This is a genomic window from Cyanobacterium sp. Dongsha4 (genome assembly GCF_036345015.1).
Classification (GTDB): domain Bacteria; phylum Cyanobacteriota; class Cyanobacteriia; order Cyanobacteriales; family Cyanobacteriaceae; genus PCC-10605.
In genome coordinates this window covers 1,558,956-1,581,393 of sequence record NZ_CP084098.1, presented here as the reverse complement: position 1 = coordinate 1,581,393, position 22,438 = coordinate 1,558,956, and the positions used below count along the sequence as shown (strand labels likewise).

At 34.6% G+C, this 22,438-nt stretch carries 23 protein-coding genes and 1 pseudogene; 14 read left to right on the top strand and 10 right to left on the bottom strand.

Annotated elements, in window-relative coordinates:
- Nucleotides 1–67 precede the first annotated feature (67 nt).
- From Dongsha4_RS06695 to Dongsha4_RS06685, 3 genes are all read right to left on the bottom strand, one after another.
- Nucleotides 68–2,593, bottom strand: coding sequence for a glycogen/starch/alpha-glucan phosphorylase (locus Dongsha4_RS06695; protein WP_330204922.1), 2,526 nt, complete (start codon nt 2,591–2,593; stop codon nt 68–70).
- Nucleotides 2,594–2,788: 195 nt separating this feature from the next.
- The gene (locus tag Dongsha4_RS06690) at nt 2,789–3,604 is read right to left on the bottom strand and encodes a M48 family metallopeptidase (RefSeq protein ID WP_330204921.1); all 816 of its coding nucleotides are present in this window, start codon (nt 3,602–3,604) and stop codon (nt 2,789–2,791) included.
- A 24-nt stretch (nt 3,605–3,628) separates the two neighbouring features.
- Entirely contained in the window at nt 3,629–4,366 is a 738-nt protein-coding gene (locus tag Dongsha4_RS06685; RefSeq protein ID WP_330204920.1) for a 16S rRNA (uracil(1498)-N(3))-methyltransferase, read from the bottom strand.
- A gap of 247 nt (nt 4,367–4,613) precedes the next feature.
- On the opposite strand from Dongsha4_RS06685, the gene bchM reads away from it, so the two are divergent.
- The 3 genes from bchM to Dongsha4_RS06670 all read left to right on the top strand — a co-directional run bounded on the left by bchM (nt 4,614) and on the right by Dongsha4_RS06670 (nt 7,367).
- Nucleotides 4,614–5,312: a magnesium protoporphyrin IX methyltransferase gene (gene bchM, locus Dongsha4_RS06680; RefSeq protein ID WP_330204919.1), complete on the top strand. Its 699-nt coding sequence runs from the start codon at nt 4,614–4,616 to the stop codon at nt 5,310–5,312.
- A 118-nt stretch (nt 5,313–5,430) separates the two neighbouring features.
- The gene (locus Dongsha4_RS06675) at nt 5,431–6,135 is read left to right on the top strand and encodes a MerR family transcriptional regulator (protein WP_330204918.1); all 705 of its coding nucleotides are present in this window, start codon (nt 5,431–5,433) and stop codon (nt 6,133–6,135) included.
- Complete coding sequence (locus Dongsha4_RS06670; RefSeq protein WP_330204917.1) at nt 6,132–7,367, top strand: vWA domain-containing protein; 1,236 nt, start codon at nt 6,132–6,134, stop codon at nt 7,365–7,367. Before Dongsha4_RS06675 ends, Dongsha4_RS06670 begins: the two co-directional genes overlap by 4 nt.
- An 88-nt stretch (nt 7,368–7,455) precedes the next feature.
- Here Dongsha4_RS06670 and Dongsha4_RS06665 read toward each other — a convergent pair whose 3' ends face one another.
- A complete protein-coding gene (locus Dongsha4_RS06665; protein ID WP_330204916.1) occupies nt 7,456–8,475 on the bottom strand; it encodes a DNA (cytosine-5-)-methyltransferase in 1,020 nt (339 codons plus the stop codon).
- Complete coding sequence (locus tag Dongsha4_RS06660) at nt 8,475–9,305, bottom strand: hypothetical protein (RefSeq protein WP_330204915.1); 831 nt, start codon at nt 9,303–9,305, stop codon at nt 8,475–8,477. The genes Dongsha4_RS06665 and Dongsha4_RS06660 overlap by 1 nt, the downstream gene beginning before the upstream one ends.
- 155 nt (nt 9,306–9,460) lie before the next feature.
- Here Dongsha4_RS06660 and Dongsha4_RS06655 point away from each other — a divergent pair, with 155 nt between their 5' ends.
- Complete coding sequence (locus tag Dongsha4_RS06655) at nt 9,461–9,721, top strand: type II toxin-antitoxin system Phd/YefM family antitoxin (RefSeq protein WP_330204914.1); 261 nt, start codon at nt 9,461–9,463, stop codon at nt 9,719–9,721.
- Nucleotides 9,721–9,909 carry a type II toxin-antitoxin system RelE family toxin gene (locus tag Dongsha4_RS06650; protein WP_425590780.1) on the top strand — a complete coding sequence of 63 codons (189 nt, stop codon included), beginning with the start codon at nt 9,721–9,723 and terminating at the stop codon, nt 9,907–9,909. Before Dongsha4_RS06655 ends, Dongsha4_RS06650 begins: the two co-directional genes overlap by 1 nt.
- Before the next feature lie 187 nt (nt 9,910–10,096).
- Here Dongsha4_RS06650 and Dongsha4_RS06645 read toward each other — a convergent pair.
- A pseudogene (locus Dongsha4_RS06645) lies at nt 10,097–10,465 on the bottom strand (transposase); the annotation flags it as partial.
- Between the two features lie 251 nt (nt 10,466–10,716).
- Here Dongsha4_RS06645 and Dongsha4_RS06640 point away from each other — a divergent pair.
- On the top strand, nt 10,717–11,679 hold the full coding sequence (locus Dongsha4_RS06640; RefSeq protein ID WP_330204913.1) for a DUF362 domain-containing protein: 963 nt from the start codon (nt 10,717–10,719) through the stop codon (nt 11,677–11,679).
- Between the two features lie 235 nt (nt 11,680–11,914).
- On the top strand, nt 11,915–12,367 hold the full coding sequence (locus tag Dongsha4_RS06635) for an anti-sigma regulatory factor (RefSeq protein ID WP_330205397.1): 453 nt from the start codon (nt 11,915–11,917) through the stop codon (nt 12,365–12,367).
- Here Dongsha4_RS06635 and Dongsha4_RS06630 read toward each other — a convergent pair.
- A complete protein-coding gene (locus tag Dongsha4_RS06630; protein ID WP_330204912.1) occupies nt 12,362–12,643 on the bottom strand; it encodes a DUF6439 family protein in 282 nt (93 codons plus the stop codon). The genes Dongsha4_RS06635 and Dongsha4_RS06630 overlap by 6 nt on opposite strands.
- Nucleotides 12,644–12,682: 39 nt before the next feature.
- On the opposite strand from Dongsha4_RS06630, the gene Dongsha4_RS06625 reads away from it, so the two are divergent.
- Together Dongsha4_RS06625 and Dongsha4_RS06620 are read left to right on the top strand one after the other, a co-directional pair.
- Nucleotides 12,683–13,051 (top strand): hypothetical protein, encoded by a 369-nt coding sequence (locus Dongsha4_RS06625; protein WP_330204911.1) that lies wholly within the window; start codon nt 12,683–12,685, stop codon nt 13,049–13,051.
- Nucleotides 13,052–13,399: 348 nt separating this feature from the next.
- Complete coding sequence (locus Dongsha4_RS06620; RefSeq protein ID WP_330204910.1) at nt 13,400–14,761, top strand: OB-fold nucleic acid binding domain-containing protein; 1,362 nt, start codon at nt 13,400–13,402, stop codon at nt 14,759–14,761.
- Between the two features lie 180 nt (nt 14,762–14,941).
- Here the strand turns inward: Dongsha4_RS06620 and Dongsha4_RS06615 are convergent, their stop codons facing one another.
- Nucleotides 14,942–15,619 carry a TrkA family potassium uptake protein gene (locus Dongsha4_RS06615; protein ID WP_330204909.1) on the bottom strand — a complete coding sequence of 226 codons (678 nt, stop codon included), beginning with the start codon at nt 15,617–15,619 and terminating at the stop codon, nt 14,942–14,944.
- Between the two features lie 238 nt (nt 15,620–15,857).
- On the opposite strand from Dongsha4_RS06615, the gene Dongsha4_RS06610 reads away from it, so the two are divergent.
- From Dongsha4_RS06610 to bfr (Dongsha4_RS06600), 3 genes are all read left to right on the top strand, one after another.
- Entirely contained in the window at nt 15,858–16,370 is a 513-nt protein-coding gene (locus Dongsha4_RS06610) for a C-type lectin domain-containing protein (protein WP_330204908.1), read from the top strand.
- 169 nt (nt 16,371–16,539) lie between these two features.
- Entirely contained in the window at nt 16,540–17,004 is a 465-nt protein-coding gene (bfr, locus tag Dongsha4_RS06605; RefSeq protein WP_330204907.1) for a bacterioferritin, read from the top strand.
- 21 nt (nt 17,005–17,025) lie between these two features.
- Nucleotides 17,026–17,493 carry a bacterioferritin gene (gene bfr, locus Dongsha4_RS06600; protein WP_015220715.1) on the top strand — a complete coding sequence of 156 codons (468 nt, stop codon included), beginning with the start codon at nt 17,026–17,028 and terminating at the stop codon, nt 17,491–17,493.
- A 174-nt stretch (nt 17,494–17,667) separates the two neighbouring features.
- Here the strand turns inward: bfr (Dongsha4_RS06600) and leuC are convergent, their stop codons facing one another.
- Nucleotides 17,668–19,077, bottom strand: coding sequence for a 3-isopropylmalate dehydratase large subunit (leuC, locus tag Dongsha4_RS06595; protein WP_330204906.1), 1,410 nt, complete (start codon nt 19,075–19,077; stop codon nt 17,668–17,670).
- Nucleotides 19,078–19,400: 323 nt separating this feature from the next.
- Here leuC and Dongsha4_RS06590 point away from each other — a divergent pair, with 323 nt between their 5' ends.
- Nucleotides 19,401–20,414: a diguanylate cyclase domain-containing protein gene (locus Dongsha4_RS06590; RefSeq protein WP_330204905.1), complete on the top strand. Its 1,014-nt coding sequence runs from the start codon at nt 19,401–19,403 to the stop codon at nt 20,412–20,414.
- A gap of 117 nt (nt 20,415–20,531) precedes the next feature.
- On the opposite strand, the gene Dongsha4_RS06585 is transcribed toward Dongsha4_RS06590, so the two are convergent.
- Nucleotides 20,532–21,281 (bottom strand): phycobilisome rod-core linker polypeptide, encoded by a 750-nt coding sequence (locus tag Dongsha4_RS06585; RefSeq protein ID WP_330204904.1) that lies wholly within the window; start codon nt 21,279–21,281, stop codon nt 20,532–20,534.
- A gap of 259 nt (nt 21,282–21,540) precedes the next feature.
- Between Dongsha4_RS06585 and Dongsha4_RS06580 the strand changes: the two genes are divergently transcribed.
- A complete protein-coding gene (locus Dongsha4_RS06580) occupies nt 21,541–22,398 on the top strand; it encodes an RnfABCDGE type electron transport complex subunit D (RefSeq protein WP_330204903.1) in 858 nt (285 codons plus the stop codon).
- Nucleotides 22,399–22,438: the final 40 nt, after the last annotated feature.

The following is a 22,438-nucleotide window of genomic DNA, read 5'->3' as shown; positions in this document are numbered from 1 at the left end:
ACGGGTTGAATATATTCAACCTCTACCCACTTTTAAAAATTCCCTAACACCCTAATACCCCAAATCCCTAAGATTCTAGTTTAATTTTGACGGGACTGACTTTCCAGATTTCATCGCAATATTCCTTAATGGTGCGATCGCTTGAAAATTTGCCCATTCTGGCACTGTTAAGAATAGACATTCTTGTCCATTTTTCTTGATCTTTATAAGTCATAGCAACGTGTTTTTGACATTCTATATAAGAATGGTAATCTGCTAAGAGCATATAGGTATCTTCGTAGAGTAAGTGATCGACAATGGGCTTAAATAGTTCGGTGTTACCATGACTAAATGTACCATCTTTGATGCGATCGATTACATCCCGCAATTCCTGATTTTGTTCATAGTAATGATACGGATTGTAACCCTCTGCTTTGCGACGATAGACTTCTTCGGCGGTTAAACCAAAGAGGAAAAAGTTTTCTTCTCCAGCTTCTTCTCGAATTTCGATATTAGCACCATCTAAAGTACCAATAGTTAACGCTCCATTCATGGCAAATTTCATATTACCAGTTCCGGAAGCCTCTTTTCCTGCAGTGGAAACCTGTTCTGATAAGTCGGCGGCAGGGTAGATTTTTTGTCCAAGAGAAACGTTAAAGTTAGGTAAGAAAATTACTTTTAAACGTCCTCGCACATCAGGATCAAAATTGACTACATCAGCAACACTATTGATTAACTTAATGATTAATTTCGCCATAAAGTAGCCCGGAGCCGCTTTTCCTCCAAAAATGAAGGTACGAGGGTAAATATCTGCTTCTGGGTTGCGTTTAATGCGGTTATAGAGGTCAATTATGTGGAGTACCATCAGGTGTTGACGTTTATACTCATGTAATCTTTTCACTTGTACGTCAAAGATGGAATTAACATCGACTTCGATACCTAATTTTTTGAAGATGTATTCGGCTAAACGTTGTTTATTGGCTTGTTTGATTTCTCGCCATTCACGACAAAATTGTGCATCATCAACAAATTTTTCTAGTTGACGCATTTGATTTAAGTCTTTTAACCAACCATCGCCAATTTTGGAAGTGACAAGTTTAGATAATAGAGGATTACTGAGTAAAATCCAACGACGGGGAGTGACACCATTAGTCTTGTTGATGAATTTTTCAGGCCACATAAAGGCAAAGGAGCGGAGGGTGTCTTGTTTGAGTAGTTGGGTATGTAAAGCCGCAACTCCATTAATAGCATGGCTTCCCACACAAGCAAGGTTTGCCATGCGGACTTTTTTCTCTTCTCCTTCTTCAATCAGAGATACTTGATCGATTAATTCTTGATTATCATGATACCAAGAGCGTACATTTTCGAGGAAAAGGTGATTGATATGGTATATGATCTCCATGTGACGAGGAAGGAGTTTTTCCATCAGATTAACTGACCATTTTTCTAAGGCTTCTGGCATCAGGGTATGGTTAGTATAGGAAAGGGTTTTTTGAGTAATATCCCATGCTTGTCCCCATTCCATACCGTGTTCATCCATTAATAGACGCATTAATTCGGCAACGGCAATGGCTGGATGAGTATCATTAAGCTGAATGGCAAAGCGTTCGTGGAAGTTATCTAAACTGGAGTTATTGCGCAGATGTAAGCGGATTAAGTCTTGTAAAGATGCAGAGACAAAGAAGTATTGTTGTGCTAGTCTTAATTCTTTTCCAGCAGGGGTGTTATCGTTAGGATAAAGAACTTTGGAGATAGTTTCTGAGTTGATTTTTTCTTCAACGGCGCGATCGTAGTTTCCTGCGTTAAAGGCTTCAAAGTTAAAGGCTTCACTCGCTTCTGCTTTCCACAACCTTAAGGGGTTAACGGTGTTGGTTTTGTAACCTGGCACGGGAGTATCATGGGGAATAGCGACAACGGTGCGATCGGGAATCCAAGATACTCTATACTGTCCTTTACTGTCATGATAACCTTGAGTGTGGCCACCGAGTTTAATTTCTACAGTTTCATCGGGGCGTGGTAATTCCCAAGGGTTGCCAAATCTTAACCAGTTATCGGGAATTTCTGCTTGCCAACCATCTCTAATTAATTGGTAAAAAATGCCAAATTCATAACGAATCCCGTAACCAATGGCGGGAATTTCCAAAGAAGCCAGAGAATCTAAGAAACAAGCCGCTAATCTTCCTAAACCGCCGTTTCCTAATCCGGGGTCTGGTTCTTGTTCTAATAATTCCTCTAAGTCTAGTCCTAATTCTTTTAATACTTCTTCAATTTCTTGGTAAATGTCGAGATTAACTAAATTATTGCCTAGGTGACGACCCATCAAAAATTCTGCGGATAGATAACACACTATTTTGGTGCGATTTTTTTTGTAGGTATCTGTAGTTTTTAAGAAACGGTGTAGTAATCTATCTCTTATGGTATAAGCTAAAGCGACGTAATAGTCGTAATTACTAGCATCAGAACGATTTATGCCCTGAATATAAAACAAGTTGTCCAAAAACGCTCTTTTTAAGGTTTCTGAACTCATCCCGGTGCGATCGTCCTCTACTCTTATGGTAGGTTCTTCTTTCGCAGAATTATTACGAAATAGCCCGGATGTAGTTTTCTTAATCATACTTAATTTATTTTCAATACTCTCTATACTCTTTAGGTTATATGATTTTTTCACAATTAGAATATTTTTTTTCTTCTATTTAACTTATTTAAGTCAGGATTACTTTATATTTGTTGTCAAATACTTTCAGCTATATATTTTTCTTGGGAAAAACCTTAAAATAACTTCATATTTATTAATATAACGTCACCGTTTTTAATGTTGTAAGATGTTAAGCTCTTGTGGTTGACTTTCGATATATTCTTTTTTTTCCATAATTTTTTGTAGGTTTTTAATCCTATTTTGGGGAGACGGATGACTAGAGAAAAAGGACAGTTTATTTGAATTGTTTTCTTGCTTTTCTAAAGTTTCAAAAAATGCGATTGCCCCTCCTACATGACCATAATATTTATTTAAAATATCTAATCCAAATTCATCTGCTTTCATTTCTTGCCTTTGAGAGTATCGAGCATTAACGAGAATATGAGCTAGATCAACTCCAGAATTAAAAATATCTAAATCACCAACAATTGAACTAATTATTAACTTAAATAAGAGCATATTTCCCAAACTTTTTAAATGGTCTCGATGGGCAAAGTGTCCTATTTCATGACCTAAAATCATCACCAACTCATTCTCTGATTTTAATTCTTTTAATAGTCCTTCATAAATTATAATTTTATTACTAGGTATAGCTAAGGCATTGACTGTATTTTCAGGAATATAAATAACTTGATAGTTTCTTTTTACATTATTTTGATTAGGTAGCAATGTTTCGATTTCATCAACAAGCACATTCAGTTGTTGAGATATATTTGAGTTTTCTTGTTTAGGGGTAATTTGCTCAATAATTAAATTGCCTATTTTTTCCTCAACCTCAACAGGAACTAAATAAATAAGTTGATTAAATAAATAAAAAATTAAGAAAATTAAAAAAGTTAATGTTCCCCCAAATAGAAAAAATATTGTTAATAATTGACGCTTATTTGGTTCAGGATTTTTATTCTCAATAATGGGGGATTTAAAAGACATTTTATCTTATAATCTTAGGGGTAATTATTCTGATTTTAGCTCAAATATTTCACTCCAAGAAGCAACTAAAGCCATTACCATAATTGGGGCAGTAATCGCCCTTAAAATTCTTTTTCCTAAAGATACTTCTTGAAAACCAGATGCGATCGCATTTTCTATTTCTCTGGGAGTCCAACCCCCTTCACAACCGGTGGCAATAATTATTTCTGAGGGAGGATTATCTTGAAAATCTTGTTGACAAAACTCCATTAAATGAGAGGCATTACTTCGAGCGGAAGCAATATATTTTGGGTTATTATTTAGTTTAAATTGCTCAAATATCACTTTTATCGGCATTGGTTCGGCAATATAAGGTAAAATTTGTCTTTCTGACTGTTCAACTGCTTCTAAAGCAATTTTACGCCATCTTTCTAATTTATTTTCCTTTGGTTTTAATAAAGTGCGATCGCTTATAGCAGGGTATAATTTAGTAACCCCTAACTCTGTGGTGCAACGAATAATATCTTCAAAACCGCTACCCTTGGGCAAAGCCACAATCAAACTCACCGCCGTAGTTAACTCCCTATTTTCCTGAAAAGATGTAACAATTTCGTTACCAGTCACGGTCAATTTTACCTGCCAACAATTGCCTTTACCATCCATAGCAATAAAATCATCACCACTATTTAACCGTACCACCCTACGTAAATAATGCTCTTGGTCTGGTTTTAATATGATACAACTATCCTGTTTCTGTTGAGGGTCAATAACTAAACGATACAAATGAAAATCCTTCCATAACAAGCCAAAAACCTATTTTATCTTAACCTGAGTTCAGGATAAATTTTTTTTGTTGCGGTCAGAAAAAAGTAGAAATAACTTAAGTGATTATTGAACAACTAGACTATATCAAACAGGAAGGACAAAAAATTATAGCTTAATTAACAAAAGCCTTACAAAACAGAAGACAAAACGATGATACATTAAGAGATTGTATTTAATCAATTACTTATTTTCAGGCATATATAAAATGGTCAATACGGCAAAAAAAACCATAGACGATAAAACCGTTGTCAAAGAATATTTTAACGCCACTGGTTTCGAGCGTTGGCGTAATATTTACGGCGAGGGAAAAGTTAATAAAGTACAATTAGACATCCGCCAAGGGCATCAACAAACCATTGACACTGTTGTTAGTTGGCTTAAAGATGACGGTAATTTATCTCAACTCTCAATTTGTGACGCAGGATGTGGAGTCGGAAGTTTAACCCTTCCCCTTGCCCAAGAAGGTGCAACAGTTTACGCTAGTGATATTTCCGCCAAAATGGTAGGAGAAGCCGCAGAAAGAATAAAACAAGTGATGGAAAATCCCCGCAATATTAGATTGGGAGTGCAAGATTTAGAATCTATTAGGGGAAGTTATGACACGGTTATCTGTTTAGATGTTCTCATTCACTATCCCACAGAAGATGCCGCAAAAATGATTAATCACCTATCATCCCTAACAAAATCTCGATTGATTCTTAGTTTTGCCCCTAAAACTTTCTTTCTGACTTTATTAAAACGTATTGGTGAATTTTTCCCTGGCCCTAGTAAAACAACCCGTGCCTATCAACATAAAGAGGAAGATATTGTTAAAATCCTTCAAGATAATGGCTTTCAAATTAAACGCACTGGTATGACGAGTACAAGTTTTTATTATTCTCGCATTTTAGAGGCAGTCAGATAATTTTTTCAAATGATTGTGGGTTGAATAGTATTCAACCCCTACGGATAATTATATTTTCAAGACGATAACACTTAAAAATGATATTGACATTTGACAAAGTAAGTATTATCTTAAAGTTATGGACTTAGAAACATTAGAAAACAACCATCAAGAATGGTTAATCGATGAATTTGTGGAGGTAGCTAACGGGTTATTACCTCTCTATCTTCCTGATATTAAAGGTAATAGCAAAGTTAAAGAAGAAATTAACACTCGCCTAGTAAGAAGTTACGCCAGTCAAAGGTTGATGGATGAGCCTATTCGGCAAAATCGTTATGCTTTTTATCGTTATCGTCATCTTTTACAGTTATTGTTGATTAAGCGTTTACTTAGTGATGGTATCGGCACAACGGCAATTAATGATTTACTTACCTCGAAAACTAATGACGAGTTAAAAAGTTTACTAATCGGAGGTATTTCTCTTAATATTACTACCGCCCATCCCCCGTTACAATCAATCCCAAATTCCAGTAATTCCGCTTTAGATTTTCTCGCTGATTTAAAAGGAAAAAGAAGTCAATCACCATCCACTATCAGAGGTAACGTTAAACAAAAAAGCCAGTCATCACCTGCACCAAATCAAAATACCATGTCTGCGTTAGATGAGACTGATCAAAATTCATGGGATAAGGAAGAAAATTGGACTCGTTTAAGGATTTTAGATGGTTTGGAGTTACATATTCGTGATGATCTCATTTATCCCAATAGTATCAAAGAGCGAGAGTCTTTAATGGAACTTTTCCGCAATATTTTAAGTAAATTCTTCAAAAGGAGACAGTTATGAGCATTATTAGGCCTCAAGTACAATTTATCTGTTTAAGAGATGCTATTTCTAGTGATGGCGTTACTAATCTTGATGTGATTGTCAGAATCACTGTGCCTGAAATCCAGACTAATCGACAACGCCCTCCTCTTAATTTAGGGTTGGTAGTAGATCGCTCTGGTTCGATGGGAGGTGATAAAATCAGGTATGCTCGTCAGGCGGCTATCTATGCCGTGCAACAATTAGCAGAACGCGATCGCATCAGTGTTACCATCTATGATGATCAAATAGAAGTAATTATTCCCTCTCAACAAGCTACTGACAAGCAGAATATAATTAATCGCATCAATAGCATCACTCCTCGCAATATGACGGCGTTGTATGACGGTTGGTTAGAAGGGGCGACTCAAGTTAGTAAGTATCTACAACCTGAGCATTTAAACCGTGTTATTTTGTTATCGGATGGCTTGGCGAATGTGGGGGAAACGAATCCTGATGTCATTGGCAATGCCGTTAATGGGTTGAGTAAACGGGGTGTTAGCACTACTACTATGGGTATCGGGGATGATTTTAATGAGGATTTGATGCAGGGAATGGCATTATCTGGGGATGGCAATTATTACTTTATCCAAAATCCAGATCAGTTACCAAGTATCTTCAATGCTGAGTTACAGGGGATTATGGCAACTATCGGGCAGAAGGTGAGTTTGGGCATTAAAACTTTTGCACCTGTGGAATTGGTGGATGTGTTTAATGATTTGGATAAAACGGAATACGGGCGTTATAAATTACCGAATCTTATCGCTGGAAATCAATTTGATATGGTGTTGCGGTTAAAAGTGCCTCCGATGTCGGAATCAGCACCTCTGGTTAAATTCCGATTAGCTTATGATGACAATGAAACCCAGTCAAGAAAAATCACTCATCATGAGTTACAGTTACCTGTAGTTAATTCCGCCCAGTTGAATGATTATCCTTTTAATGAGGAGGTAAAGGCAAAAGTGGCTCAGTTAATGGCTTCACGGGCAAAAGAAGAGGCGATCGCATCTTTGGATCGAGGGGATGTTTGGGGTACAAAAGAGCGTTTACAGGTGGCTAAAGAAGAAATGATGGCCTCTGGGGTGTGTTTTGAGATGATAGCTCCTGAAATGGTTGAAATGGAGGATTTATTAGAGGATTTAGAAAAAGGTGAGCGTCAATCTATGCGGAAAAAAGCCCAATTTCAAAATTATCAAAAACGCCGTAATCGTTAATAAAGGTGCGATCGCACAGTGTGCATGAAGGCATCGTAGGGGCTTAATATTATTTAGTCAAATATATCTTGTTGATATGATTATAATACTAAACAGTAATTCTCTCTAATTTATTGTCTTTTATCTCATAACATAAATTATTAATTTGTAAAATATTTTCTAAGATCGCACTTAACACATTAACTACCACACTATTTCCGAATTGTTTATAAGCAATATTATTACTATTACTAATCCTAAAATCATCAGGAAAACCCATAATTCTCGCACATTCTCTTGGTGCTAATTTCCTTATTTTACCATTGATTAAATAAACTCCTGTTTTCGCCCCAATACCGCCACCATAAGCTGATAAAGTGATAGCATGACCGTATTGGTGATAAATTCTTTCCCCCTGTCCACCTTTATTAATCGTGCCAATTCTAATAGGTTTTTGGGGATAATTTCCTAAAATATCTTTCGTTATTTGTAAATTATCATTAATTTTTATATCACTTCTATTAATAACAAAATCTTTTGTTTCTGAGTCATCTAAACAAAAATTGATTAAACTGGTTGCTTTACCATAACTATTAGGAAAAGTAAATTTTTTCACGTTTAAATCTTTTCTAAAACCTACAATATAGATTCTTTCTCGCTTTTGAGGTACGCCAAAATTAGAAGCATTTAACACTTGATAAAAAACATCATAACCAATCTCATTTAAAGTATTTTCCACAACTTTTAAGGTTTGTCCCTCATCATGTCTAGCAAAATTTTTCACATTTTCTAAGATTAATAATGACGGTTGATGATATTTAGCAATTCTCACTATATCAAAAAATAAAGTACCCCTAGTATCATTAAATCCTAATTGTTTTCCTGAAATACTAAAGGCTTGACAAGGAAAACCAGCACACAAAATATCATGACTAGGAATCTGATTTTCAGGAATGATAGTTATATCTCCTTCAGGCAAAATTCCGTAATTTTTTAAGTAAATTTCCTGACAATGTTTATCCCATTCGGAAGCAAAAACACATTTAGCATTGTAACAACTTAATGCTTGATGAAAACCACCAATTCCTGCGAATAAATCAATAAAACTTTTTCCTTTTAACAAACTCATTATTCAAATAATTGTAAGGGATTAATTTTAAATTGTAAACTTGTAGGATCAGGAGTTCCTCCTTTTCTTTGCATAGTAATTTTACCTATATATAAACTTCCTTTAGGAGATATTTTTACATCACCTTGAGCAAAAAAATTACAAGCAGTATTTATATCTTTTAAAATCCAATCTAGTTTATCATTTGCATTGTTATCTTTTTTTGTAACTAATAACCACTCTGCACTTAAACCCCCTCTACCTTTAAGAATATCATTAACAATAAGTACTTTATTTTCAGTGAAAAAATTAATAATTTTATTGACAATAAAAACGGGCATTTCTGTCATAAATAACCTTCGGGAGTCTCTTAAATTCGATAATTCATCAGATGATAAAATATTTTGTGGAAAAACATCTCCCGTAAATAACTTTAACCATGTTTCGATTTCATCATCAAAATTCCACATAGCTTTATATGTACTTACCGATCTTTTATCAACTTGGTTAAAACCTGCTGAACTATTTGCTTTTTTTAAAGATATATTTTCTGTATATAAAACATGATCAATAAGTATCTCTAATTTTATTTGAATATCAGCTTTTTTATATTTAACTGTTTCTTCATATTTTTGAGGTAAAATGCCTAAATCTAATGCTTTACTTTTGGATATTCTAACGGGGATATGAATAGCTTTAAGACTTTTTATTTTATCGCTATCATAACCCATAATAAATAGCCATTCTCTTGCTTCATTATCTTTTTGCCAAGCGTTAAATTTATCGCAAATATTTTGTTCATTGATAAATCCACCTTTTGCAGTCATTGAGCCTATTTTTGCTCTATCCATTATTACATTTACGAATAGTAATCAATTAAACCTCTTAATGCTTTATTATAGCTTTTTTTAACTTAAATATAGGATGAAGTGCGATCGCATTTTGGTGGGGTGGAGGTTCGATCGATTTGCTAAACTAAAATTGTATTAATAGTTGTGTGTCACTTATGGAAAAATTGCTCATCAATAATAATCAAGAAGATTTAATCGAATTAATCAAATCAGTCAACGAAGAAAATAAAATCTATGAATTAGAAGGGGTTAATGCTTCTGCGGTGCTAATTTCTCAAAAAGATTATGAAAGTTTACAAGAAACGATCGAGCTATTATCAATTTCAGGACTCAGAGAAAGTTTACAACGCTCCCTTGAACAAATATCGAATCAGGAAACTTACTCTTTAGATGATGTATTGGGAGATATTGATTGATGGTTTATCAAATAAGATTTACCAAAGAAGCCAAAAAAGATGTTGCTCAACTTACCCAAAAACAGAAAGAAAAACTAAAAAAAATTATTCAAGAAATTATAAGTATTAGTCCTTATAGTGGTAAAAAACTCCTCATAGTGGTAAAAAACTCCTCGGAGATCTTAGTGGATTCTACTCTATACGTTTAAGTTATAAAGACAGAATCCTTTATACTATTAACGAATCTCAAAAACTAATTTATATTCATCGTGCAAAAACTCATTATGGAGATTAATCCTAGTCAATAAAAATTTAAAAGTTCGATTTTGTGGGGGGAGGTTCGATCGAGCCTAACCACTTCATGACGTACTTTCTTTTATAAAAAAATGCTATAAGTTGATTAAAATGAGTGGACTCCAAGTTAAAACCTTTCGTTTTAAACATTCCGAATAAGGTTTCAATTCCCCATCGATGAGCATAATCACTGATGGCATGAGAATTTTTCTGATTGCTAATGATAATCAGTAACTCACCATCATCCAAGCGTAAGGCACTGACACAGACTTTTCTTCCCCAAACCCAACATTTTGCTCTCAGAGTGATCTGCTCTCCTTTTTGAAGATGAGCAAAAACTATCTTGGCACTGAGGGTTTTTCGACCATCACTGATTTTATGATTAGCTTTGATTCTGAGACGAAATGGTATTTGCGGTTCTATCATCAGATAAGTGAGCCATTGTTTCCCGATAAATTCTCTATCTGCGCACTCTAATTAGTGCCATCAAGAATAATGCCAGAAAATTGAGTCTTGCACCATGCTATGGTAAGTGTTGTTTCAAAGTATCCCGAAGTAAGTTAACCTGATTCATAGGAGGATTTGTGTGATTTTTTGTTAACTTCTATCAAACCTCCTACCTTCCCACATTGCAACCCTGTCCTGTACTGAGTTTGTTAGAGAAATCAATGTTTATTTAATTATATTATTGTTACAGTCTTAATTAAAACCACTATATTATCATGACTCAAGTTTCTTTGCTCAAAGCTCAATCCTACGAATTACAAGAGTTACGTAACTCTTTAGAATCTTTATTAGCTCCTTTTGGTGGTATGTCCGCTTTCGTAAAAAAAGGCGATCGCGTCTTGCTTAAACCCAATTTATTAACAGCTTCTCGTCCCACAAAAGAGTGTACTACAAGAAAAGAAATTGTTTACTGTGTTGCTCAAATGGTTATAGAAGCAGGAGGAAAACCATTTTTAGGGGATAGCCCGGCTTTTGGCAGTGCAGAAGGGGTAGCGAAAGCCAATGGCTACTTAGATTTGTGTCAAGAGTTAAGTTTACCCATTATCGAATTTAATGGTCATAAATATCCTGTAGAAAATGAGAATTTTCATCATCTTCGCTTATCAAAAGAAGCAATGGAAGCCGATGTAGTCATCAACTTACCAAAAATTAAATCTCATATGCAGTTAACCATGACTATGGGGGTCAAAAATTTATTTGGTTGCGTACCGGGTAAAATGAAAGCATGGTGGCACATGGAAGCAGGAAAAGATGTCAACCGTTTTGGAGAAATGTTGGTAGAAACTGCCAAAGCAATTCAACCTAACTTGACTATTATTGACGGTATTATTGCTCACGAAGGAAATGGCCCTAGTGCTGGTGAACCCAGAGAATTAGGCGTTTTAGGAGCTTCTGATGATGTTTTTGCCCTAGATGTTGCGATCGCATCTTTACTGAATGTAGAGCAAGAAGTAATACCAACTTTAAACGCACAAAAAAAATTAGGACTATGTAGCAAAGTGGAGGACATTAAATTTCCCCTTCTCAAACCCCAAGATTTAGCAATCAACGATTGGAAATTACCCTCTGCATTAATGCCTATTGATTTCGGTTTGCCTAGAGTTTTAAGATCTACCTTTAAACATCTATACATTCGTTTTATTAAAGAACCTTTACAACACTATTCCATGATTAAATAGCAAGGTTTAGAATTTGGTGCGAAGACAAAAAAATTCTTCCAAATCTGCCAATCCCCTAACTCCCTAATCCCTAGTTTCCCAATCCCAAACACAGTTTATTAAGACTCTCAATGATTATGGTATAATTGCTATTAGGGTGTTCTTATTTTTCAAGGTTTAAAAATGAATTTTGCTTAATTCACAAACCGAAAACCTTAATTTAACCCTCAACTATTTATCATCGGGAGTTAATAACGTGATTTCGATTTCCCTACCTGTGAAACTTGGTAACTGGAAAACAGTCAGTTTTGCCTCTACATTATACCTTTCTCCCATACTTGATTTACTGTTATGTAAAGTACCTAAAAGGCTTCACCCCGAAATCCGATTAGGACTACAAGAAGCCCTTGTCAATGCCGCTAAACACGGAAATAAACTTGATCCTAGTAAAAGAGTTGTCGTTAAATTTTGTTATCATCGAGGAAAATATTCTTGGGTTGTATGTGATCAAGGACAAGGTTTTATTCAAAAATGTAGTTGCTCTTTAGACGAACGCAGTTTGCCCCCAGAGGAGGCAGAAAACGGTAGAGGCTTATGTATTCTACATCAAATATTTGATCAAGTTCTCTGGGATAGTCAAGGCACTCAAGTAACCCTCTCTAAACAAGTCCCTCAATATTCTAAAGTTTCTTTGCTCATGTTTTTATGAGTTTTTTTTATGTCCGTGAGTGGGACAAGGCAAAGGGTTGACTGTGCGATTTAACCATCCTTGGGCTTGATTAATTCTGGCTAATGCTTCTTCTGTTTCATCGTTAAGTAAATAGACAAGACTTGCTGTTAACTGTTGGGCGGCTTGTGCTTTACGGTTATTTTTTAATTTATGCCAATCATAGGAACTTATCATCATTCTTTGTGCTAAAACTTGAGCAATTTCCAAATTACTCATATCCTCAATATTTGATTTGATTTCTAGGGATGAATTCATCGGTTATAATTTCCTTTAGTATTTTGTTTTTATTGTAGAATGTCTGACTCTGAAAAGACCCCCGAATCTGCCCATGAATTGAATATTGAAGAAGCAATTTTGCAATTGGAAGCACAGCTAGAAAAAGTAAAACAACGACATCAACAGATAATTAACGATACACAGCGAAAAGAAGAATTAATTAACCAAAAAGAGCAACTTAAAACCCTAAAAGCTGAAAATAATCCTCCTGACTCCCTGAAAAGTGAATTAAAATATATTGAAGAAGAATTAAACGAAATTGAAGTGCGTCTCGAAAGCGAGTTATTCAAATGGAGTAGTTTGAGTGAACCTTTTTGGCAGATAGTGAGATTTAGTGGCATTGGTATTATTATCGGTTGGATTTTAAAAACTATAACCATTAACTAATCTCTGCTCGATACAAGATTATCGGTTGAAGGTGGTAGGGAGTGAATATATTAATCCCTTACGGTATTGGGGATAGGGTATTGGGGGGCTAGGTTGGGAGGTGTCAGGTTTCGGGTTGCAGGTGTGAGGTGTTGGGAGAAAGTAATAAGTAACGAGTAATGAGTGTTCGGAGTTTTTAATTATTCACCCCAACACTATTTACCTTTGCCCCTTGCCCTTTTTTCTTTACCCTTTTAAACTTTGCTCCTGACTCAGAAATATCCTATGGGCAGACTTTAGAGAATGATGAATATAATAGGGAATGACAAATAATGAAAAAATATTTATCGTTGTTGTAGCGTTGAAAAGATGGTGAAAATAGTCAAGAGGCGATCGCTCGGTGTTCAACCAGTATATGATATAGGAGTAGAAAAAGACCATAATTTTATATTGGCAAATGGCTTAGTTGCCTCTAACTGTTTCAATAAATCTCACTCCACTGCCTATGCTTACGTTACTTATCAGACTGCCTATTTAAAAGCAAACTATCCTGTTGAATATATGTCTGCGTTGTTAACTGCTAGTAGTGATAATCAGGATAAGGTTGAAAAATATCGAGAAAATTGCCTCAAGATGGGAATTGATGTCAAACCGCCTGATATTAATTTATCTCAGAAAGAATTTACTCCCCAAGGTGACAATATTTTATTTGGTTTTTCGGCGGTGAAAAACTTGGGAGAATCTGCCATAGATAATATTTTAGAAGTCAGAGAAGAAGCGGGAGGAAAATTCGCTAACTTTGCTGATTTTATTAGTAGAGTAAATTTAAAAACTGTTAACAAAAGAGCATTAGAAACATTAATTTATGCCGGTGCATTTGATAGTATTCACTCCAATCGTCGGCAGTTGCTAGAAGGTTTAGATTTGATGGTAAGTTGGGTTCAAAAACGCTTAAAAGAAAAAGAAACAGGGCAGTTAAATATTTTTGAACAAATGATGAGTAATAACACCAATACCGCTACAGAAAGCACCACAGAAATTAGTTATGAAAGCGCCCCACAGTTGCCCAGAGTTGATGATTTTTCCCCCCAAGAAAAATTAAAATCAGAAAAAGAACATCTAGGATTTTATGTATCAGAACATCCTTTAAAACCATTAAAAACTAAAATTAGTATATTATCTCCCATTAATTTAAGTGAATTATCCAATCAAAAATCAAGACAGAAAATTTGTACATTAGCAATGTTAAATACTATCAAATCCCATATTGATAAAAATGGAAATAATATGGCTTTTCTAACCTTAGAAGACATTTCTGGTCAAACTGATGGGGTAATTTTTGCTAGTAGTTATGAACAAATAAAAGATAATTTAGTAGAAGATACCCCTTTAATTATTTGGGGTAGGGCAGATAACAAAAATGAAAAATCCCAAATTATAGTTAACTATATGAGTAAAATTGCAGAGACAAAATTAGTCTTTATTCGTCTTTCTCCCGAAAATGCCTCTAATCCTTCTATTCAGGGTAAAATTAAAGGAATTTTGCAGGAACAATCAGGAGACAAAAATCAAGCAGTAATTCCCACTTTTGTGGTGATAGAGGGGGCAAGGGAAAGAATTATTGTGCGCTTGGGAGATGCTTATTGGGTTCAAGATGCTTATAATACTTTGGAGGCTTTAACTAATGCTAGTTTTGATGCTTATTTACAAGGTTTTGACACTGACTCATAACTTTAGATGGATTTGCTTAATTGTGGCATGAAATATTGTTAAATTACCTCAAGTATATAGCACTCGAAATATTATTACCATGGCAGATTGTCTATTTCTCATTCCCGATCTAAACTAAAAATTATCCCTTAGTTTACCAACGCCCTTTAGATTTATAAACGAAAGTAATGGTAATATCAGTTAATTACATAATCCCATAAAATTAATTAACTGTCGGACAAATTCGGGCTTTGTCACGGCTAAAATGGTTGAACCGCCTTCCAAAATCGTATTGCCATTGGGGATACTTAAAGGTTCATGATGATTAATCTGATAACCTATAATTAAAGTTCCTGCGGGAAACTTATCATCTTGGGCTATGTCAGCAACTTTACGCCCCACCACAGAACAATTTTTTGGAAGAGAAAGTTTTAAAACTTCTATTTGTCCCTGCTCAAAGTGCATCATTGCATCCACTTGGGGATATTCGATCGCATTTACTATACGATTAAGGGCTAATTCTGTAGTACTTATAATATGAGTTGCCCCTGCTAATTTATAAGGTTGAGTAAAATCTCGATCGCTCATTCTGACTACAATTTGAGTAACTCCATAATACTTAGATAAAGTAACCATGGCCAAATTGAGAGCATCTTCTCCTAAAGTTGCAATCACAGCATCAGCTTTACGAATACCCGCCTCTAACAAAACTGTGGTATTTACTGCACTCCCTTCAAAAGCCATAACTCCTATTTTTTCACGAGCATATTGACAAGCCATAGTATCAGTATCAACTACCGCAACAGTATGCCCCATTTGTAACAAAGTTCTTGCTAAATCAGAACCCATCATTCCCACCCCACCAATGAGAATGTACATTGAACCTCCTTTGATAAATTTAGAATATTATATAGCCTCAGTTCGGTTTAAGAATATCGGGTAAGGGTAAGTTTTCAGGTGTTAGGGGATTGGGGTATTAGGGTTTATGTTAATTAAACACTTTTGCCTCTCACCTCATCCCTCTTTCTCCCTACTGGTTACTCCGCTAAACCTGACACTTTCAAATTAATAATTGATTCTATAATTTTTCTAACGCTAGTTTATAAATTTAACTCCCATGATTTTAAAACAGAAACTAAATCAATATCAAACATTATTGGTACTAACTCTAGCTAATATTTTGGTTGCTAATTATCCGATTAATGCCGAAGAAAAAGAAATATTTACTAATCCAAATAATAGCCATAAATATTTTTTGACTTCTGAAATGTCTTGGCAAGAAGCCCAAGATTTGGCAGAAAAAATGGGAGGAAATTTAGTCACTATTAATGATGAAAAAGAAAATCAATGGCTCACAAAAACTTTCATCACTCCAGAAACTAACTTTTTATGGATTGGAATTAATGATCAAGCCGTGGAAGGTGAATTTATATGGATTAGTGGAGAAACTTCTAACTATCTCAATTGGGCTAAAGGTGAACCAAATAATAATCCTCAACAAGGAGGGGAAAATTTTGGGGTAATTAATGGTTTGAATAATCCTTTTAAGCGCCCTGTTGGTACTTGGAGTGATGCACCTGAACAAGCTAAATTAAAGGGTATTATTGAGTTAGACAATAATCAAAATTAAGATTTTAAATATTTCTTAACTGAGAAAAAAGATTATTTCTTGTTAAATTCAAACATTTAGTGAAATTTTATTGCAATTAACAGTAATTAGCTTTACTTATATTCATATTTTCAGGATTTAAAGATAATTCGTGGTCTATAATTATAGAGATAAATACCTGAATCATCATATGCAAGGAAATCAAGAGGTAAAACAACAACTAAATAACGTTCTCAAGTTAAAGTTAACTGCTATTAACCAGTTTTTTCTTCATGCGAGAATGTGTAAAAGTTGGGGTTTAAATAAATTAAATGAGTATGAGTATCGATACTCTATCAAATTAATGAAACAGGCAGATAAAATTATCGAGCGTGTTTTCTTTTTGGAAGGATTGCCAAATTTACAAAATCTAGGCAAATTGTTAATCGGAGAGACTGTTCCTGAAATTTTAGCTAATGATCTAACTATTGCTACTGAAATAGCTGATTGTCTTCGTAGTGTTATTAATCTATGTGAGTCTTTACAAGATTATGTTAGTAGAGACTTACTGACGGAGTTGTTAGAAGAAACTGAGGAAGAAATTGATTGGTTAGAATCTCAACAATGGTTGATAGCCAACTCAGGCTTGGAAAATTATTTACAGTCAATGATGTAGTTTTATTTTTAGAGGAATCTTATGAAAGGTAATAAAAAAGTTATCAAACAGTTACAAAAGTTATTGCGTAGTGAATTAGCCGCTAGAGATCAATATTTTACTCATTCCCGAATGTACGATGATTGGGGACTAACTAAGTTATATGAACGCATTGACCATGAAATGCAAGATGAAACCCATCATGCGGATATGTTAATCAAGCGGATGTTGTTTTTAGAAACCACCCCTGATTTATCTGAACAAGAAGGACTAAAAATAGGGAAAGATGTCCCAGAAATGTTACGCAATGACCTCGAATTAGAGTACAAAGTTATTGGGGATCTTAAAGATGCGATCGCAATTTGTGAACAAGAACAAGATTACCAGACTAGAGAACTTTTGAGAGTTATGTTAGGAGATACAGAAGAAGATCATGCTTACTGGTTAGAAAAGCAATTAGGACTGATTGATAAAATCGGCTTACAAAATTATCTTCAATCTCAAATGTAATGAGTTCAGGTTTCGGAAAGAGGTGTCAGGGTGTTTAGAGGATAGTAGGATGAGGGGAGAGGGGTAGATGAGTTCGGAGTTCAGGGTATTGGGATATTTGGGGATAAGGTGATGAGGAGAGAGGGAGAGGTTAATTAAATACCTTTGCCCTTTGCCTTTTTTACTTTTTTATTTCTAATTAACTTCTAATTCCCTCACATCGGCAACTTTACCATTAATAGCGGCGGCGACAACCATAGCAGGACTCATTAACAGTGTACGCCCTTGAGCAGAACCCTGACGACCTTTAAAATTACGATTAGAAGATGAGGCACTAATTTGACTTCCCTGTAACTTATCTGGGTTCATTGCTAAACACATGGAGCAACCCGGTTCGCGCCATTCAAAACCTGCATTAATAAAGATGTTGTGTAATCCTTCCGCTTCTGCTTGTTGTTTTACTCGTTCTGAGCCTGGTACAATAAAGGCTTTGACGTTTTGGGCGACTTTATGCCCTTTGGCAAATTTTGCCGCTTCTCTTAAGTCACTAATCCTACCGTTGGTGCAACTACCAACAAAACAAACATCAATGGGAGTGCCCTTTAAGTATTCGCCCGGTTGTAACTGCATATATTCAAAGGCTTGTAAAGCGATTTCTCGATCGCTCTCTGAAAGTTCCTCTAAGATGGGTAAAGATTCACTAATACCAATACCTTGTCCCGGAGTGATCCCCCATGTTACAGTTGGCTCAATCTCACTGGCGGAAAAAGTGACCACATCATCATATTCTGCATCTTCATCACTGCGAAGACTATTCCACCATTTAACCGCTTCTTCCCATTTTTCTCCTTTGGGAGCAAAGTCTTTATCTTTCAGATAATTATAGGTGACATCATCAGGATTAACATAACCGCAACGAGCTCCTCCCTCAATGGACATATTACATACTGTCATCCTTTCTTCCATACTCATTTTTTCAAAGGTAGTACCGCTATATTCATAAGCGTAGCCCACACCACCTTTAACTCCCAATTTACGGATAATATGCAGAATAACATCTTTAGCGTAAACTCCGGGGGCTAAATCTCCATTTACCTCTATTTTTCTCACTTTTAATTTAGTTAAAGAAAGAGTTTGAGATGCCAATACATCCCTTACTTGAGAAGTCCCAATCCCAAATGCGATCGCACCAAAAGCACCATGAGTAGAAGTGTGAGAGTCGCCACAAGCAATAGTCATACCGGGTTGAGTCAAACCCTGTTCAGGGGCGATTACATGAACAATACCTTGATTTCCAGAATGAGTATTAAAAAACCTGATATTATTTTCCTCTGTATTATTTTCCAAGGCTTGGATCATTTCTTCTGCTAAACTATCAGCAAAAGGACGAGCTTGGTTTTCTGTTGGCACAATATGATCTACTGTCGCAACAGTGCGTTCAGGATACAATACTTTTATTTTCCGTTCCCTTAACATTGCAAAGGCTTGAGGACTCGTTACTTCATGAATTAAATGTAAACCGATGAAAAGTTGAGTTTGTCCTGAAGGTAAAGTTCCTACAGTGTGTAAATCCCATACTTTATCGAATAATGTTCCTTTACTCATATAGTTTTAATATATTTTCACGCTCTCTTTTCCTTTATTATCTGTGAAATTACCCTTTTTAGGCAATACATGGAATTATAAATTAACTTAAAGATTCCCTATTTATTTATTTACAATTATTGCTTATTTATAAAATTTGATTTTATGATAAATATAGTAAACTCCAAAAAAAGTCGAGATTAAGTTTAAATTTAAGTTCTATCGTCATATCTTAATGTTGTTTTAAAAATCTACTTAGTTTTTATCTCAAAATTTAAGTTTCAATTAAAATAAAAAAGTAAAATAATCTATTATTACCCAGAACTCAAAAACCTTTATCAATCATGAAAAAAAGAATTGTTATCTTAGATGATTTAGAAGACCAAAATCAGTTATTTTTAAGACTATTAAATAATGCTAATTATAAAGTAATTATTACTGAAAATGAGAGTCATTTGCTAGACTTAATCAATAGCAAATATCCTGATTTAATTCTTTTAAGTGCTTGTTTAAAAGATAAAGATGTTTATCTTATTTGCAAAAAAATTAAGCTATTAGAAATAGGTGAAAGTATCCCAGTTATTTTTATTAATAGAGATCAAAAATATTTCGACGCAGAAACTATGTTTAATGCTGGAGGTGCTGACTACATAAACTATCCTTTTAGTTCTGCTGAAATTTTAACAAAAATTGCCAATCAAATTGAGTTACAAATATTAAGACAAGAAATAAAAGAAAAAAATAATCAATTACAAAAATTAATTCCTCATTATCAAAAATTGAAAATAGCCTTAGAAAAAGCTAAATTTGAGTTAGCAAATATAAACAACAGAAACGAATCAAGTATTTTACCAGATCAAGATTATTTCTTAAAAATTTTAGAAAAAGAATGGTTAAGAGGGGCTCGTCAACGTTCTTCTTTTGGGGATGTTTCTGAAACAAATATTTCACTAATATTAGCAGAAATTACGGATTTTAAAGCCTATCAAAAAAATCATGAACAGGAATTAGTCAAAAACTGTATTGATATAGTGAGTAAAACCCTTAATGCTACCGTTAAAAGACCGGGGGATTTAGTGAGTCATTTTACAGAGGGAAAATTTGCCATATTATTACCCAACACAGATCAAGAAGGGGCAAAAACAGTAGCTGTAAAAATTAACCAAAATTTATCAGAATTGCAAATACCTCATCACTACTCAGAAATCAGTGAGTATTTAAGTTTCTGTTTCGGTATCGCTACGGCAATTCCTTCTCAAGCCTTACCCGCTAGTGTGTTGATAGATGTGGGAGAGAATGCTTTATATACTGCTTTAGCTCAAAGGAAAGGGAATGCAATAATGCTCGACTATGTTTAATAGACTTACCGAAGAATTAGGGGACATTTATCACTTTTAACTCCGAACACCGAACACCAAACACCGAACTCAGCTACTTACTACTTAATTACTTATTACCTATTCTGCTCTCAGAATTTATTTGCGATAAGGAACTTTATCTAAACTGATATTTAACGCAGATACACGGGGAGTGGGAGAAGCCTGTGCATTGATACTGCGCGCCATATTGAGATAAAGAGAGGGGTCTCCTGCTTTTGCCTGTTTTTCTTGAGGAATGAAACGACGTACTTGATTTTGCCAAATAATTTGAGGGAAACCAAGAATACCACGATAGTAAGCATCGTAACGAGGAGATTTAATGTTAAAGGGCATTTCTCCTTGTTCACGGGAAGGTAAGTAACGACGACGTTGATAAGGTACAATGTCGTAGCCGAAGTTTTCGAGGTACTCATCAGAATCTAATAATTGATCAATAAATCCTCTTAAACCTTTGGTTGCTACAACGATAGACCAAGCGATTTTTTCTTTTTCGCTGTAAACGTCACGTCCTAAAACTTTTTGAACACAATGTTCTACAAAACGATAGTTACTATTTTTTTCGTAAAAACTATTTTTAAAGGTTTCTGATAATAATAAACCACGAATAAAATCACGCACGGTAATTTGTCTGTTGCGTAATTGAGATTCTAAGACGGTTTCACGATCAGATTTAAAAGCATGGAAGAAAATTTGACGATAAGCGGCCTCAATCAAATTGTCCATATCAGAGGAACTATAGAGATTTTCGGCATCGTAAATTTTAGGTTGTTCATCGCCACCTACTTCATAACCAGCTACACGGGTATTTTGAGAACTAGGTGCATATTTTAGAAGAGGAAGATTCAAGGTTTGACCTCCGTATTTGATTCTTTTGTTATAAACTTTTCTACTTTACATAAGCATAATCGACAACGGGATCTCACCTTAATAAACGTAAAGATTTGTTACAGTTGAATCTCTTTTTTGTCTCAGATTCGTCCTGAGAAATTATTAATTAGACATCGAGGCAAAATTACGGACAACATTGATTCAAAACAGGGGCAAGATGCCTATTTTACGGCAGGAAAAACCTAAATTGTATTTATTATTAAATTGTTTCACTATTATGAAAGTTTTTCAAGATGCACGAGACTATCAAATTTTATTCCTTTCTCTTTTTCTGAGTTTGGGGGTAGTTAATCGGGACTGGACTTTATCTCCTATCAGAGTTCTTCTGATTATTATTACTTGTTTATTAGTACAGTTTTTATGTGAATCACTAACACATTATCAGCAAAATTTCAACACTTTAATTAATAAGAATTATAACGAGAAAATATTAGAAAGCATTAGTTTTCAGGGATGGAAAAGTGCTTTGATTACTAGCTTAGGTTTATCTTTACTTTTAAGGGCAAATGATATTTCTACTTTAGTTATTGCTAGTACGATCGCGATCGCATCTAAATTTATTTTTAAATATCATAATAAGCATTTTTTTAACCCTGCTAACTTTGGCATAATTGGGGTATTAATTTTAACTAATGATGGTTGGATTTCTCCGGGGCAATGGGGCAGTGATTGGCTTTATTTATGCTTATTTTTAGCCACTGGAGCAATGGTACTTAAGAAAGTGGGAAGGTGGGAAACAACAGCAGTATTCTTATGTACTTACGGTATTTTAGAGGCTATTTATAACTATTATTTAGGCTGGAATTTTGATGTTTTATTACATCAATTAATGACGGGAAGTTTATTAGTTTTTGCCTTTTTTATGTTAAGTGATCCTCGCTCTATTCCAGATGGTAAAAATGGTCGAATAACGTGGGCGATCGTAATTGCTTTTTTGGGATTTATTTTAGGTAATTTATTTTTCATTAATAATGGTGTTTTTTTGTCATTATTTATTATTTCTCCCTTAACAATTTTATTTGATTTAATCTGGAAAGGTAATCGTTTTCGTTGGCATTATTCCATTAGCAATTAGTTAGTAAACAAAGGGTTAAGCAAATTTTTTCTTAATCTAA

Bases quoted from the DNA above. Each gene is read 5' to 3' on its own strand.
- Dongsha4_RS06630 (WP_330204912.1), bottom strand. From the start codon at position 12,643: ATGAATTCATCCCTAGAAATCAAATCAAATATTGAGGATATGAGTAAT.
- bchM (WP_330204919.1), top strand. From the start codon at position 4,614: ATGGTCAATACGGCAAAAAAAACCATAGACGATAAAACCGTTGTCAAA.
- Dongsha4_RS06675 (WP_330204918.1), top strand. From the start codon at position 5,431: ATGGACTTAGAAACATTAGAAAACAACCATCAAGAATGGTTAATCGAT.
- Dongsha4_RS06625 (WP_330204911.1), top strand. From the start codon at position 12,683: ATGTCTGACTCTGAAAAGACCCCCGAATCTGCCCATGAATTGAATATT.
- Dongsha4_RS06590 (WP_330204905.1), top strand. From the start codon at position 19,401: ATGAAAAAAAGAATTGTTATCTTAGATGATTTAGAAGACCAAAATCAG.
- Dongsha4_RS06650 (WP_425590780.1), top strand. From the start codon at position 9,721: ATGGTTTATCAAATAAGATTTACCAAAGAAGCCAAAAAAGATGTTGCT.
- Dongsha4_RS06620 (WP_330204910.1), top strand. From the start codon at position 13,400: ATGGTGAAAATAGTCAAGAGGCGATCGCTCGGTGTTCAACCAGTATAT.
- Dongsha4_RS06655 (WP_330204914.1), top strand. From the start codon at position 9,461: ATGGAAAAATTGCTCATCAATAATAATCAAGAAGATTTAATCGAATTA.
- Dongsha4_RS06690 (WP_330204921.1), bottom strand. From the start codon at position 3,604: ATGTCTTTTAAATCCCCCATTATTGAGAATAAAAATCCTGAACCAAAT.
- Dongsha4_RS06665 (WP_330204916.1), bottom strand. From the start codon at position 8,475: ATGAGTTTGTTAAAAGGAAAAAGTTTTATTGATTTATTCGCAGGAATT.
- Dongsha4_RS06615 (WP_330204909.1), bottom strand. From the start codon at position 15,619: ATGTACATTCTCATTGGTGGGGTGGGAATGATGGGTTCTGATTTAGCA.
- Dongsha4_RS06580 (WP_330204903.1), top strand. From the start codon at position 21,541: ATGAAAGTTTTTCAAGATGCACGAGACTATCAAATTTTATTCCTTTCT.
- bfr (WP_330204907.1), top strand. From the start codon at position 16,540: ATGCAAGGAAATCAAGAGGTAAAACAACAACTAAATAACGTTCTCAAG.
- bfr (WP_015220715.1), top strand. From the start codon at position 17,026: ATGAAAGGTAATAAAAAAGTTATCAAACAGTTACAAAAGTTATTGCGT.
- Dongsha4_RS06670 (WP_330204917.1), top strand. From the start codon at position 6,132: ATGAGCATTATTAGGCCTCAAGTACAATTTATCTGTTTAAGAGATGCT.
- Dongsha4_RS06640 (WP_330204913.1), top strand. From the start codon at position 10,717: ATGACTCAAGTTTCTTTGCTCAAAGCTCAATCCTACGAATTACAAGAG.
- Dongsha4_RS06610 (WP_330204908.1), top strand. From the start codon at position 15,858: ATGATTTTAAAACAGAAACTAAATCAATATCAAACATTATTGGTACTA.
- Dongsha4_RS06660 (WP_330204915.1), bottom strand. From the start codon at position 9,305: ATGGATAGAGCAAAAATAGGCTCAATGACTGCAAAAGGTGGATTTATC.
- leuC (WP_330204906.1), bottom strand. From the start codon at position 19,077: ATGAGTAAAGGAACATTATTCGATAAAGTATGGGATTTACACACTGTA.
- Dongsha4_RS06695 (WP_330204922.1), bottom strand. From the start codon at position 2,593: ATGATTAAGAAAACTACATCCGGGCTATTTCGTAATAATTCTGCGAAA.